Here is a 12606-nt window from a genome sequence, read left to right as displayed (position 1 = left end):
CCGCCGCCGGGCGTCAGCGGAGCTCCTTCGTGAGGGTGAACTCCGTGACGCCCGGCGGGAAGTCCTCGACCCGTCCGCGTACCTCGTACCCCTGCTTCCGGTAGAAGCCGGGTGCCTGGAAGTCCCAGGTCTCCACCCGGGAACGGGTGCAGGACCGGTCCGCCCGCGCCACCCGCTCCGCCTCGGCGAGCAGCCGCGCGCCGAGCCCGGAACCCCGGTGCGCGGTGTCCACCCACAGCAGCTCCAGATGGAGCCAGCTCGCCCAGGTCCGGGCCGCGAGACCGCCCGCGATGCGCCCCTCCGCATCCAGCGCCCAGACGTGCAACGGCTCCTCCCGCGCGTCCGGGGTGCCACGCAGGGCACTCATGTGCGGGGAGCGCGTGGTGTTGTCGTCCCGCAGCGCCCGGTGCAGGAGCGCACGCCGTTCCTTGTCCACTTCTGTCTCAAGACGAAACATGCGCCTCACCCTAGGCGCGTCCCCGGACAAGTTCCGCCATTTTCCCTTCCCCCCAGGCCCCCGCCCGTACGCTGATGTCCAGCGGGGCGGGGGGCCTGCGTCGGGCGTGCCCGACACACAGCATGGGGGTGCCAGTGGCCCGTATCCGGGTTCTCGTGGTGGACGATCACCGGATCTTCGCCGAATCACTCGCCGCCGCGCTCGCGGCCGAGCCGGATGTCGAGGTGGCCGCGGCCGGCAGCGGTCCGGCGGCGCTGCGCTGTCTGGAGCGCGCGGCGGCCGAGGGCCGGGGATACGACGTGCTGCTGGCCGACGCGGAGCTGGGCGCCCTCCCGGTGCCCGCGCCGCGACCCGCTCCCGGGCAGGCCGGTCCGGTCGACGGGATCGCCCTGGTCGGCGCGGTCCGGGTGGCGCGTCCCTCGGTGCGTACGGTGGTGCTCGCCGAGAAGGACGACCCGGCCAGGGCCGCGCTCGCCCTCCAGGCCGGGGCCTGCGGCTGGGTCGCCAAGGACAGCTCGCTGCAACGGCTGCTCACGGTGATCCGGGGTGTGCTGCGCGACGAGACGCATCTGCCCGCCGCCCTGCTGACGGGGGTGCTGCGGGAGCTGCTGGCCGACCGCAAGCACCGTACCGAGAGCGAGAAGCTGGTCGAGTCGCTGACCCCGCGCGAGCGCGAGGTGCTGCGGTGCATGGTGGCGGGCCTGGGCCGCAAGGCGGTCGCGGAGCGGCTGTTCCTCTCCCCGCACACCGTGCGCACGCATATGCAGAACGTGCTGGGGAAGCTGGGCGTCCACTCGACGCTGGCCGCCGTGGCGCTGGCCCGGCGCGCGGGCGTCGGCCCCGCCGACCTGGACCGGGGGCCGGAGCTACCCGGGGATGTTGTCGAACGGGGCGGTCAGCCGGCGTAGCAGCCCGGCCAGTTCGCCGCGCTGCTGGCGGGAGAGCTCGCCGAGGATGGCGCGCTCCTGGGCGAGCAGGCCCGCCAGGGACTGGTCGGCCTTGTCGCGGCCCTCGGCGGTGAGCCGGACCAGCACGCCGCGCCGGTCGCTGGGGTCGGGCAGCCGCTCGACCAGGTTCTTCTTGGTGAGGCGGTCGATGCGGTTGGTCATCGTGCCCGAGGTGACCAGGGTCTGGGTGAGCAGCTGGCCGGGGGAGAGCTGATACGGGGCGCCGGCCCGGCGCAGCGACGTGAGGACGTCGAACTCCCACGGTTCGAGCTGGTGCTCGGCGAAGGCGATGCGGCGGGCCCGGTCGAGGTGCCGGGCCAGGCGGGAGACGCGGCTGAGGACCTCGAGCGGTTCCACGTCGAGGTCGGGGCGCTCGCGGCGCCATGCAGCGACCAGACGGTCGACCTCGTCCTCCATGTGGATCAGTGTAGAGGGTCTGTCGACATGAAGTCTCTTGAATTCGAGTGTCTTGACATCAAGATACTTGGGATCGATCCTGGGACCCATGACCGCACCCCTCTGGGACCCGCAGCAGTACCTGCGACACGCGGACCACCGCACCCGCCCCTTCCACGACCTCCTGGCCCGCGTCCCGGACCCGCCCGGCACGCCCGCACCCCGCATCGCCGACCTCGGCTGCGGCGCCGGCAACGTCACCGCCCTGCTCGCCCGGCGCTGGCCGCACGCCCGGATCACCGGCTACGACAACTCCCCGCAGATGCTGGACCGGGCCCGCGCCCACACCACAGACCTGCTGGACTTCGCGGAGGCCGACGCGGCCACCTGGGCGCCCTCGGAGCCGTACGGCCTGATCGTCTCCAACGCCCTGCTCCAATGGGTCCCCGGCCACGCCGCCCGCCTGCCGGACTGGCTGGAGGCCCTGCTCCCCGGCGGCACCCTCGCCCTCCAGGTCCCCGGCAACTTCGACCAGCCCTCGCACGTCCTGATGCGCGAACTCACGGACTCCCCGCGCTGGCGCCCCCGCCTCGGCGGCCTGCTGCGCCACGCGGACGCCGTGCTGAGCCCCGCCGGCTACCTGGACGCGCTGACCGGCCCCGGCACCACCGCCGACGTCTGGGAGACCACCTACCTCCACCTGCTCCCCGGCGAGGACCCCGTCCTGGACTGGGTCAAGGGCACCGGACTGCGCCCCGTCCTCACCGCCCTCGCCGACGACGAGGAGGCCCGGGACGCCTTCCTCACCGAGTACCGCGACCTCCTGCGCACGGCCTACCCGAAGGGCCCGCACGGCACGGTCTTCCCGTTCCGCCGCATCTTCGTCGTAGCCCACCGGGGGAACCGGTGACCGGCTGGGCCCGCACACGGCGGCGCCCCGCCCCCGCGATGCGGGAACGGGGCGCCGGGGTCACGCTCCGGGGTCACGCGGGCCTAGTACAGGCCGTTGTAGATGTCCCAGCCGTAGCCGATCTTGGCACGCTTCTCGATCTTGCCGGTGCCGGTGGACGAGTAGCGGTACACATCGCCCTTGCCGTCGACGCCGACCAGGTCCGCGAAGCCGTCGCCGTCCAGGTCGCCCGGGGCCGCGAACTGCTTGTACGTGTTGTAGCCGTAGCCGATCTTGACGCGGGCCGAGAGCGGCTTGGCGGCGTTGCCCGTGCCCTTGTACAGGTACAGGTCGCCCTTGGTGTCACGGGCCACGACGTCCGCGATGCCGTCGCCGCTGAGGTCACCGGCGCCGACGATCTTGTTGTACGTGTTGTAGCCGTAGCCGACCTTTACCTTGGCCGCGAACTTCGTACCGAGCCCGTTGCCCTTGTACAGGTACAGGTTGCCCTTGGTGTCGCGGGCCAGCAGGTCACCCTTGCCGTCACCGGTCAGGTCGCCCGGACCGGTCAGGCTGTTGTAGACCTGCCAGCCGGTGCCGATCTGCTCGGCGCCGACCCAGAGGGTGCCCTTGTAGACCTGGAGGAGGTCGCCCCAGCCGTCGTTGTCCAGCGAGGACGCCAGCGACAGGCTCACCTCGTTCCAGCCGGTGTCCGAGCTGTCCAGGTAGCGCGGGAAGAACTTCTCGTTGTTCCGGCTCTGGTACCAGTACAGGCTGCCGCCCTTGGTACGCGCCTCCAGCTCCTGCTTCCCGAAGGCCGGGTTGCCGCCCGCGCCGGCGAACAGCGCCGCCGCGTTCCAGCCCGTGCCGCCCTCGACGCGCGCGGCGAAGGTGCCGTCGCCGTTGGAGAGGTACGTGTACAGCGCGCCGCCCGGCTTACGGGTGACGATGTCGCCCAGGCCGTCGCCGTCCAGGTCGTCGAAGCTGATCAGCTGGTTGTAGATGTCCCAGCCGTAGCCCACCTTGACGCGTGCCTTGAAGGGCTTCGACGCGTCGCCGGTACCGGCGTAGAAGTACACGTCACCGGCGGGCGTACGGGCGATCACATCGCCCAGGCCGTCGCCGTTGACATCGTTGGCGCCGACGATCTGGTCGTAGATGTTCCAGCCGTAGCCCACCTTGACGCCGGCCTTGAAGGGGGCGCTGGAGGTGCTGCCGGTGGAGATGTAGACGTAGATGTCGCCGGAGGGCGTACGCGCGATCAGGTCGCCGCGGCCGTCGCCGTCCAGGTCACCGGGGGCGGAGACCTTGTTGTACCGCTGCCAGCCGACGCCCGACCAGGAAGCGGTCCGGGTGCTCGCGGAGGTCCAGCCGGGGTAGACCGTGAGCGTGCCCGAGGCCGAGAGCGTCACGAGGTCGCTCAGGCCGTCGCCGTCCAGGTCGCCCGGCGTGATGACGTCCTTGAACATCTCGGCCGAGTCGCCGTTGTCGATGTCGAACCGCTGCGAGCCCGAGGAGTCGAAGGCGGCCCACAGATTGCCGTCCAGACCCCGGTACAGCATGTCGCTGAAGCCGTCGTTGTTCAGGTCCGAGCGCGGCTTGGCCGGGACGGCCGAGGACGGCGACTGCTTGCCCGCCGCGCCCGAGGCGCCGGACTTCTTCTTCGCCGCGCGCTCCGGCAGGCTGAGCGTGGGCTGACCGCCCAGCTCGGGGGTGGAGTGCGCGGTGGCGCCGCGCGGGGCGGGCGCCGAGTCATCGGCCGAGGCCGGAGCCGCCAGCAGCATGCCGGCGGAGAGAACGAGTGCGGTGCAGGCCGCGATCCGGCTCGCGCGCTTCGAGCGCACGGCGGAACGACCGGTTTCCACTGAAGTCAAAGCCCCCCCAGGGGTAAGTGGTGAAACCGGGAGAAACGCGTTCACGGGCACAGCGCGTGCAGGGTGAAGCATTCCCGGGATGTTCACAGACTCTACAACTGCGCACACCGGGACTGAAGTGGTTTAGCGATGGATCAAGGTTGCGGCTTGGCCACACCGGCCCGCCACACCGGCCGCCGTATCGGCCCGCCCCCCTCGACGGGCCCTCAGCTCTTCCGGTGCCCTATCAGCCGCGGCTTCGACTCCAGGTTCTCCAGCCCGTGCCAGGCCAGATTCACCAGATGGGCCGCGACCTCCGCCTTCTTCGGCTTGCGCGCGTTCACCCACCACTGGCCGGTCAGCGCCACCATGCCCACCAGCGCCTGCGCATACAGCGGGGCCAGCTTCGGATCGAACCCCCGGGCCTTGAACTCCAGGCCCAGGATGTCCTCGACCTGGGTCGCGATATCGCTGATCAACGAGGCGAAGGTGCCCGTCGACTGGGCGACCGGCGAATCCCGGACCAGGATGCGGAACCCGTCGGTGTACGTCTCGATGTAGTCCAGGAGCGCGAACGCCGCCTGCTCCAGGAGTTCCCGGGGATGCCCCGCGGTCAGGGCGCTCGTCACCATGTCCAGGAGCTGGCGCATCTCCCGGTCCACCACGACCGCGTACAACCCCTCCTTGCCCCCGAAGTGCTCGTAGACGACCGGCTTCGACACGCCCGCGCGGGCCGCGATCTCCTCGACCGACGTGCCCTCGAAGCCCTTGTCCGCGAACAAGGTGCGACCGATGTCCAGCAGCTGCTCGCGGCGTTCCTTCCCCGTCATCCGCACCCGGCGGGCCCGCCGGGACGAGGGTGCACGGGTGTTCTCGCTGCCTGCGCTGGAGTCGGTCGCCACATCGTCCATCATGCCGCGTCGGCCGCCGCGCGGTTGCGCCGGGACTCGATACGGGCCTCGTCCGGCCAGCGCACGTCGTAGGCCCAGCCGGCCCGCTCGAACCAGCGGATCAGACGCGCGCTCGAATCGATCTGACCGCGCATCACGCCGTGCCGCGCGCTCGTCGGGTCCGCGTGATGCAGGTTGTGCCAGGACTCCCCGCAGGACAGCACCGCCAGCCACCACACGTTCCCGGACTTGTCGCGGGACTTGAAGGGGCGCTTGCCGACCGCGTGGCAGATCGAGTTGATCGACCACGTCACATGGTGCAGCAGCGCCACCCGTACCAGCGAGCCCCAGAAGAACGCGGTCGCCGCGCCCCACCAGGACATCGTCACCAGCCCGCCGACCAGCGGGGGAATGGCCAGCGAGATGATCGTGAAGGTCATGAAGTGGCGCGAGATCCGGCGGATCGCCGGGTCCTTGATCAGGTCCGGCGCGTACTTCTGCTGCGGCGTCTGCTCTTCGTCGAACATCCATGCGATGTGGGCCCACCAAAGGCCCTTCAGCAGCGCCGGCAGCGTCTCGCCGAACCGCCACGGCGAATGCGGGTCACCGTCCGCGTCCGAGAACCGGTGGTGCTTGCGGTGATCGGCCACCCAGCGCACCAGCGGCCCCTCCACCGCCAGCGAACCGGCCACCGCGAGCGCGATCCGCAGCGGACGCCGCGCCTTGAACGAACCATGCGTGAAATACCGGTGGAAGCCGATCGTGATGCCGTGGCAGCCGATGAAGTACATCGCCACCAGCAGACCCAGATCGAGCCAGCTCACACCACGGCCCCAGGCCAGCGGCACCGCCGCCACCAGGGCCACGAACGGCAGGACGATGAACAGCAGGAGCGCGATCTGCTCGATCGACCGCTTGTTGTCCCCGCCGAGCGTGGCGGAGGGGAGAGCCGGATCACCGGCCGGGGCGGCGGCCTCGATCACATCGGGGCTGGTCTTCATGGGGAGTCCCCTGGGGGTGAGAACGGGACGGACAGCCGGGTTACGCACCCGTAACCTACGGCCTCGTAAGTATGGCAGCGCGAAGGCCCGCCCACGAGAGGGCGAAACACCGCGCACAGACGCGCGAATACCGGGTAGACACACACCGCGCACCCCGGCCGGACCCCCGCCCGGCACGGACGGCCGCCCGGGGCGCGAACAGCACCGAAAGCACGGACACCTATCCTGGAGAGGTCGGACAGCGCGGTCCGCACCCTGCTTTCCGGGGTGGCGTCGGCATCCGCCGACCGCGGTCCCGGGTCCCGTGCACCACCACTGCAAGGAGCCGCACACTGTGAGCAGTGCCGACCAGACCCCCGCCGCCAGCCCCGAGCTGCGCGCCGACATCCGCCGCCTCGGCGACCTGCTGGGCGAAACCCTGGTACGCCAGGAGGGCCAGGAACTCCTCGACCTCGTCGAGCGCGTCCGCGCCCTGACCCGCACCGACGGCGAGGCCGCGGCCGAGCTCCTCGGCGACACCGGCCTGGAGACCGCCGCCAAGCTCGTCCGCGCCTTCTCCACCTACTTCCACCTGGCCAACGTGACCGAGCAGGTCCACCGCGCCCACGAGATGCGCGACCGCCGGTCCGCCGAGGGCGGCCTCCTCGCCCGCACCGCCGACCGGCTCAAGGACGCCGACCCCGAGCACCTGCGCGCCACCGTCAAGAACCTCAACGTGCGCCCCGTCTTCACCGCGCACCCCACCGAGGCCGCCCGGCGCTCCGTCCTCAACAAGCTCCGCCGCATCGCCGCCCTCCTGGAGACCCCGGTCATCGAGGCCGACCGCCGCCGCCAGGACCTCCGGCTCGCCGAGAACATCGACCTCATCTGGCAGACCGACGAGCTCCGCGTCGTACGCCCCGAGCCCACCGACGAGGCCCGGAACGCCATCTACTACCTGGACGAGCTGCACGCCAACGCCGTCGGCGACGTCCTGGAGGACCTGGCCGCCGAACTGGAGCGCGTCGGCGTCGAGCTCCCCGCCGGCACCCGCCCCCTCACCTTCGGCACCTGGATCGGCGGCGACCGCGACGGCAACCCCAACGTGACCCCCGCCGTCACCTGGGACGTCCTCATCCTCCAGCACGAACACGGCATCACCGACGCCCTCGAACTCGTCGACCAGCTGCGCGGACTGCTCTCCAACTCCATCCGCTACACCGGCGCCACCGACGAACTCCTCGCCTCCCTCCAGGCCGACCTGGACGCCCTCCCCGAGATCAGCCCCCGCTACAAGCGGCTGAACGCCGAGGAGCCCTACCGCCTCAAGGCCACCTGCATCCGCCAGAAGCTCGTCAACACCCGCGAGCGCCTGGCCTCCGGCCGCCCCCACCGCCCCGGCTGCGACTACCTCGGCACCGCCGAACTCATCAGCGACCTCGCCCTCGTCCAGGACTCGCTGCGCCGCCACAAGGCCGGCATCGTCGCCGACGGCCGCATGGACCGCACCATCCGCACGCTCTCCGCGTTCGGCCTCCAGCTCGCCACCATGGACGTCCGCGAACACGCCGACGCCCACCACCACGCCCTCGGCCAGCTCTTCGACCGGCTCGGCGAGGAATCCTGGCGCTACGCCGACATGCCCCGCGACTACCGGCAGAAGCTCCTCGCCAAGGAACTCCGCTCCCGCCGCCCCCTCGCCCCCACCCCGGCCCCGCTCGACGCCGCCGGCGAGAAGACCCTCGGCGTCTTCCACACCATCAAGGAAGCCTTCCAGCGCTTCGGCCCCGAAGTCATCGAGTCCTACATCATCTCGATGTGCCAGGGCGCCGACGACGTCTTCGCCGCCGCCGTCCTCGCCCGCGAGGCCGGTCTCCTCGACCTCCACGCCGGCTGGGCCGAGATCGGCATCGTCCCGCTCCTGGAGACCACCGACGAGCTCCGCGCCGCCGACGTCATCCTCGACGAGATGCTCGCCGACCCCTCCTACCGCCGCCTCGTCTCCCTGCGCGGCGACGTTCAGGAGGTCATGCTCGGCTACTCCGACTCCTCCAAGTTCGGCGGCATCACCACCTCCCAGTGGGAGATCCACCGCGCCCAGCGCCGGCTGCGCGACGTCGCCCACCGCTACGGCGTACGCCTGCGCCTCTTCCACGGCCGCGGCGGCACCGTCGGCCGCGGCGGCGGCCCCTCGCACGACGCGATCCTCGCCCAGCCCTGGGGCACCCTGGAGGGCGAGATCAAGGTCACCGAGCAGGGCGAGGTCATCTCCGACAAGTACCTCATCCCCGCCCTCGCCCGGGAAAACCTGGAACTGACCGTCGCGGCCACCCTCCAGGCATCCGCCCTGCACACCGCACCCCGCCAGTCCGACGAGGCCCTGGCCCGCTGGGACGCGGCCATGGACACCGTCTCCGACGCCGCCCACGCCGCCTACCGCAAGCTGGTCGAGGACCCCGACCTGCCCTCGTACTTCCTCGCCTCCACCCCCGTGGACCAGCTCGGCAACCTGCACCTGGGCTCGCGGCCCTCCCGCCGCCCCGGCTCCGGCGTCTCGCTCGACGGACTGCGCGCCATCCCGTGGGTCTTCGGCTGGACCCAGTCCCGCCAGATCATCCCCGGCTGGTACGGCGTCGGCTCCGGCCTCAAGGCCCTGCGCGAGGCCGGCCTCGACACGGTCCTGGAAGAGATGCACGAACAGTGGCACTTCTTCCGCAACTTCCTCTCCAACGTCGAGATGACCCTCGCCAAGACCGACCTGCGCATCGCCCGGCACTACGTCGACACCCTCGTCCCCGACGAGCTCAAGCACGTCTTCGACGCCATCGAGGCCGAACACGCCCTCACCGTCCAGGAAGTCCTGCGCGTCACCGGCGGCGAGAAGCTGCTCGACACCAACCCGGTGCTCCAGCAGACCTTCGCCATCCGCGACGCCTACCTGGACCCGATCTCCTACCTCCAGGTCTCCCTGCTCGCCCGCCAGCGCCAGGCCGCCGAAGCCGGCGAGGAGGAGGACCCGCTCCTCGCCCGCGCCCTGCTGCTCACCGTCAACGGTGTCGCCGCGGGCCTCCGCAACACCGGCTGACCGGACACCGCACGACGACGGGGCGCGGGGAACTCCTCCCCGCGCCCCGTCGCACACCCGGCCGCCGCCTCACAGCGCGATGAACGCCGCCATCAGCAGCACCCCGCCCGCGATCCCGGCGCCCCAGGCCGTACGCGTCAGCCGCAGACCCCCGCCGATCACCAGGGCCGCCAGCACCAGCGCCCCGCCCAGTGGCACCCACGCATGCAGGAACCCCGGCGCCCCCGTCCGCACCACCTCGTCCGTCCCCGGCTTCACCACCACCGGGAAACGGTCGCCCTTCCGCGCCGCCACCGAGCTGTCCACCGACACCCGCGACCGCGCCGCCGCCCCGTCCGCCGGCGCGAACGACCCCGTACACACGTCGTCACCGCACCCCGTCACCGTCATCGTCCCGTGCTCCCGGCCCTTCGCCAGCACGATGTGGTGCGCCGCGTCCCACGACGCCAGCACACCCGCCACCAGCAGCACCACGACGACAAGGCCGAGCGCCGCACTGCGGCCGTACAACAGGGCACGGTGGGAGGGATTCCGCTTCATGGGCCCAGATCCTTGGCCAGAGCCGCACGACCGGTCAAGCCGGACCCGTACCCCTCAGGTGTTGTACGCCGACTGGGCCCGCTCCAGCCCCTCCGCCAGCAGACACTCCACCGCGTCCGCCGCCCGGTCCACCTCCAGCGCCAGCTCCTTGCGCTCCGCCGCCGAGAAGTCCTTCAGCACGAAGTCCGCCACCTGCATCCGCCCCGGCGGCCGGCCGATCCCGAACCGCACCCGGTGATAGTCCGGCCCCATCGCCTTCGTCATCGACTTCAGCCCGTTGTGCCCGTTGTCCCCACCGCCCAGCTTCAGCCGCAGCGTCCCGTAATCGATGTCCAGCTCGTCGTGGACCGCCACCACATGGTCCAGCGGCACCTTGTAGAAGTCCCGCAGCGCCGCCACCGGGCCCCCGGACAGATTCATGTACGACATCGGCTTCGCGACCACCACCCGGCGGCTCAGCGGACCCGGCGGACCGATCCGCCCCTCCAGCACCTGCGCCTGCGCCTTCGGGGCACGCTTGAACTTCCCGCCGATCCGCTCGGCGAGCAGGTCGGCGACCATGAAACCGACGTTGTGCCGGTTCGCCGCGTACTCGGGGCCGGGATTGCCCAGCCCCACGATCAGCCAGGGGTCGGTGGCGTCGGACATCGCGCGAAGTCTCCTCGTTCGTACGCGTACAGCGGGCGTGGACAGGAAGCGGACAGGAAAACGGGGCGGTGGCGCTCCCGGAAAGGGAGACCACCGCCCCGTCAGTCAAGCAGGCGGGACGGGACTCAGCCCTCCTCGCCCTCACCCTCGGCGGCCTCGGCCGACGGCTCCTCGGCCTGCGCGGCGACGACCTGGAGCACGACGGCGTCCTCGTCACCGGCGAGCACGGAGCCCTTGGGCAGCGGGATGTCCTTGGCGAGGATCGACGCACCGGCGTCCAGACCCTGCACGGAGACCGTGACGGACTCGGGGATGTGGGTGGCCTCGGCCTCGACCAGGAGGGTGTTCTGCACGTACTCGAGCAGGTTGCCGCCCGGGGCCAGGTCGCCCTCGACCTGCACCGCGACCTCGACGTTGACCTTCTCGCCGCGCTTCACGGTCAGCAGGTCGACGTGCTCGATGTCGCCCTTGAGCGGGTTGCGCTGCACGGCCTTCGGGATGACCAGGGCGTCCTTGCCGTCGAGCTCCAGGCCGATCAGGACGTTGGCGGTACGGAGCGCCAGCTGGAGCTCGTGCGCCGGAAGCGTGATGTGGACGGACTCGGCGCCGTGGCCGTAGACGACCGCGGGGACCTGCTGGGCACGGCGCGCGCGACGGGCGGCACCCTTGCCGAACTCGGTACGGACCTGGGCGGCGAGCTTGATCTCGGCCATGGTGGCACTCCTCGTGAGGTGACGGAAAACGAACGGTCACCCGGCCAAGAACTGGCCTGCTACGAAGAGCGCGCCGATAACGGAGCCCCGTACATGAGTACGGCCTCCCTCGCCGAGCAACTCGCTGAGTCTACCCGGCGGGGAGGCCACACCCCAAAGTGGATCAGCGGCGACGAGGTCGCCGCAGGCTCCTACTGCTCCTCGAACAGGCTCGTGACCGAGCCGTCCTCGAAGACCTCGCGCACCGCGCGGGCGATCGTCGGGGCGATCGAGAGCACCTTGATCTTGTCCAGCTCCAGCTCACCCGGCGTCGGCAGGGTGTCCGTGAACACGAACTCGCTGACCTTCGAGTTCTTCAGCCGGTCCGCCGCGGGGCCCGAGAGCACACCGTGCGTCGCCGTCACTATGACGTCCTCGGCGCCGTGCGCGAACAGGGCGTCGGCGGCGGCGCAGATCGTGCCGCCGGTGTCGATCATGTCGTCGACCAGGACACAGACCCGGCCCTTCACATTGCCGACGACCTCGTGGACGGTCACCTGGTTGGCGACGTCCTTGTCACGGCGCTTGTGCACGATCGCCAGCGGGGCGTCGAGCCGGTCGCACCAGCGGTCGGCGACGCGCACCCGGCCGGCGTCCGGCGAGACGATCGTCAGCTTGGAACGGTCCACCTTGGCGCCCACGTAGTCCGCCAGGATCGGCAGCGCGAACAGGTGGTCCACCGGGCCGTCGAAGAAGCCCTGGATCTGGTCCGTGTGCAGGTCGACGGTGAGGATGCGGTCCGCACCCGCCGTCTTCATCAGGTCCGCGATCAGACGGGCCGAGATCGGCTCCCGGCCGCGGTGCTTCTTGTCCTGGCGGGCGTAGCCGTAGAACGGCACGATCACCGTGATCGAACGGGCCGACGCGCGCTTCAGCGCGTCGATCATGATCAGCTGCTCCATGATCCACTTGTTGATCGGAGCCGTGTGGCTCTGGATCAGGAAGCAGTCCGCGCCACGCGCCGACTCCTGGAAGCGGACGTAGATCTCACCGTTGGCGAAATCGAAAGCCTTCGTCGGCACGAGGCCGACACCGAGCTGGTGCGCGACCTCCTCGGCCAGCTCGGGGTGGGCGCGGCCGGAGAAGAGCATCAGTTTCTTCTCGCCGGTCGTCTTGATCCCGGTCACAGCACAGTCTCCTCAGACGTGTTCCTGGCGCCGCACGCAGAT

General features: G+C 70.9%; 12 protein-coding genes. 3 read left to right on the top strand and 9 right to left on the bottom strand.

What is annotated here, in order from left to right:
- Positions 1 to 13: 13 nt before the first annotated feature.
- Positions 14 to 457: a GNAT family N-acetyltransferase gene (locus OG338_RS10935; protein WP_405937133.1), complete on the bottom strand. Its 444-nt coding sequence runs from the start codon at positions 455 to 457 to the stop codon at positions 14 to 16.
- 122 nt (positions 458 to 579) lie between these two features.
- Between OG338_RS10935 and OG338_RS10930 the strand changes: the two genes are divergently transcribed.
- Positions 580 to 1365 carry a LuxR C-terminal-related transcriptional regulator gene (locus tag OG338_RS10930; protein WP_405937132.1) on the top strand — a complete coding sequence of 262 codons (786 nt, stop codon included), beginning with the start codon at positions 580 to 582 and terminating at the stop codon, positions 1363 to 1365.
- Here OG338_RS10930 and OG338_RS10925 read toward each other — a convergent pair.
- Positions 1324 to 1821 carry a MarR family winged helix-turn-helix transcriptional regulator gene (locus OG338_RS10925; RefSeq protein WP_405898191.1) on the bottom strand — a complete coding sequence of 166 codons (498 nt, stop codon included), beginning with the start codon at positions 1819 to 1821 and terminating at the stop codon, positions 1324 to 1326. The two genes, OG338_RS10930 and OG338_RS10925, sit on opposite strands and share 42 nt — an antisense overlap.
- Before the next feature lie 88 nt (positions 1822 to 1909).
- Between OG338_RS10925 and OG338_RS10920 the strand changes: the two genes are divergently transcribed.
- On the top strand, positions 1910 to 2710 hold the full coding sequence (locus tag OG338_RS10920) for a trans-aconitate 2-methyltransferase (protein WP_405937131.1): 801 nt from the start codon (positions 1910 to 1912) through the stop codon (positions 2708 to 2710).
- Between the two features lie 83 nt (positions 2711 to 2793).
- On the opposite strand, the gene OG338_RS10915 is transcribed toward OG338_RS10920, so the two are convergent.
- From OG338_RS10915 to OG338_RS10905, 3 genes are all read right to left on the bottom strand, one after another.
- On the bottom strand, positions 2794 to 4554 hold the full coding sequence (locus OG338_RS10915) for an FG-GAP repeat domain-containing protein (RefSeq protein ID WP_405940382.1): 1761 nt from the start codon (positions 4552 to 4554) through the stop codon (positions 2794 to 2796).
- A 215-nt stretch (positions 4555 to 4769) separates the two neighbouring features.
- Entirely contained in the window at positions 4770 to 5456 is a 687-nt protein-coding gene (locus OG338_RS10910) for a TetR/AcrR family transcriptional regulator (protein ID WP_018104118.1), read from the bottom strand.
- On the bottom strand, positions 5453 to 6433 hold the full coding sequence (locus tag OG338_RS10905) for an acyl-CoA desaturase (RefSeq protein WP_405937130.1): 981 nt from the start codon (positions 6431 to 6433) through the stop codon (positions 5453 to 5455). The genes OG338_RS10910 and OG338_RS10905 overlap by 4 nt, the downstream gene beginning before the upstream one ends.
- Positions 6434 to 6767: 334 nt before the next feature.
- On the opposite strand from OG338_RS10905, the gene ppc reads away from it, so the two are divergent.
- A complete protein-coding gene (gene ppc / locus OG338_RS10900; protein ID WP_405937129.1) occupies positions 6768 to 9497 on the top strand; it encodes a phosphoenolpyruvate carboxylase in 2730 nt (909 codons plus the stop codon).
- 69 nt (positions 9498 to 9566) lie between these two features.
- On the opposite strand, the gene OG338_RS10895 is transcribed toward ppc, so the two are convergent.
- From OG338_RS10895 to OG338_RS10880, 4 genes are all read right to left on the bottom strand, one after another.
- Positions 9567 to 10037, bottom strand: coding sequence for a hypothetical protein (locus OG338_RS10895; RefSeq protein ID WP_405937128.1), 471 nt, complete (start codon positions 10035 to 10037; stop codon positions 9567 to 9569).
- A gap of 54 nt (positions 10038 to 10091) precedes the next feature.
- Positions 10092 to 10685 carry an aminoacyl-tRNA hydrolase gene (gene pth, locus OG338_RS10890; protein WP_405937127.1) on the bottom strand — a complete coding sequence of 198 codons (594 nt, stop codon included), beginning with the start codon at positions 10683 to 10685 and terminating at the stop codon, positions 10092 to 10094.
- 125 nt (positions 10686 to 10810) lie between these two features.
- Positions 10811 to 11398, bottom strand: coding sequence for a 50S ribosomal protein L25/general stress protein Ctc (locus tag OG338_RS10885; RefSeq protein WP_405937126.1), 588 nt, complete (start codon positions 11396 to 11398; stop codon positions 10811 to 10813).
- 191 nt (positions 11399 to 11589) lie between these two features.
- A complete protein-coding gene (locus OG338_RS10880; RefSeq protein WP_073968578.1) occupies positions 11590 to 12564 on the bottom strand; it encodes a ribose-phosphate diphosphokinase in 975 nt (324 codons plus the stop codon).
- Positions 12565 to 12606: the final 42 nt, after the last annotated feature.

Source organism: Streptomyces sp. NBC_00726 (genome assembly GCF_045161735.1).
Classification (GTDB): domain Bacteria; phylum Actinomycetota; class Actinomycetes; order Streptomycetales; family Streptomycetaceae; genus Streptomyces.
The sequence above is the reverse complement of the archived record's forward strand: the minus strand, read 5'-3'. Positions and strand labels throughout refer to the sequence as shown.

What these genes read in the sequence shown, in the direction of transcription:
- OG338_RS10935 (WP_405937133.1), bottom strand. Translation starts at nt 457, where the DNA reads ATGTTTCGTCTTGAGACAGAAGTGGACAAGGAACGGCGTGCGCTCCTG.
- OG338_RS10930 (WP_405937132.1), top strand. Translation starts at nt 580, where the DNA reads ATGGGGGTGCCAGTGGCCCGTATCCGGGTTCTCGTGGTGGACGATCAC.
- OG338_RS10925 (WP_405898191.1), bottom strand. Translation starts at nt 1,821, where the DNA reads ATGGAGGACGAGGTCGACCGTCTGGTCGCTGCATGGCGCCGCGAGCGC.
- OG338_RS10920 (WP_405937131.1), top strand. Translation starts at nt 1,910, where the DNA reads ATGACCGCACCCCTCTGGGACCCGCAGCAGTACCTGCGACACGCGGAC.
- OG338_RS10910 (WP_018104118.1), bottom strand. Translation starts at nt 5,456, where the DNA reads ATGATGGACGATGTGGCGACCGACTCCAGCGCAGGCAGCGAGAACACC.
- OG338_RS10905 (WP_405937130.1), bottom strand. Translation starts at nt 6,433, where the DNA reads ATGAAGACCAGCCCCGATGTGATCGAGGCCGCCGCCCCGGCCGGTGAT.
- OG338_RS10895 (WP_405937128.1), bottom strand. Translation starts at nt 10,037, where the DNA reads ATGAAGCGGAATCCCTCCCACCGTGCCCTGTTGTACGGCCGCAGTGCG.
- pth (WP_405937127.1), bottom strand. Translation starts at nt 10,685, where the DNA reads ATGTCCGACGCCACCGACCCCTGGCTGATCGTGGGGCTGGGCAATCCC.
- OG338_RS10885 (WP_405937126.1), bottom strand. Translation starts at nt 11,398, where the DNA reads ATGGCCGAGATCAAGCTCGCCGCCCAGGTCCGTACCGAGTTCGGCAAG.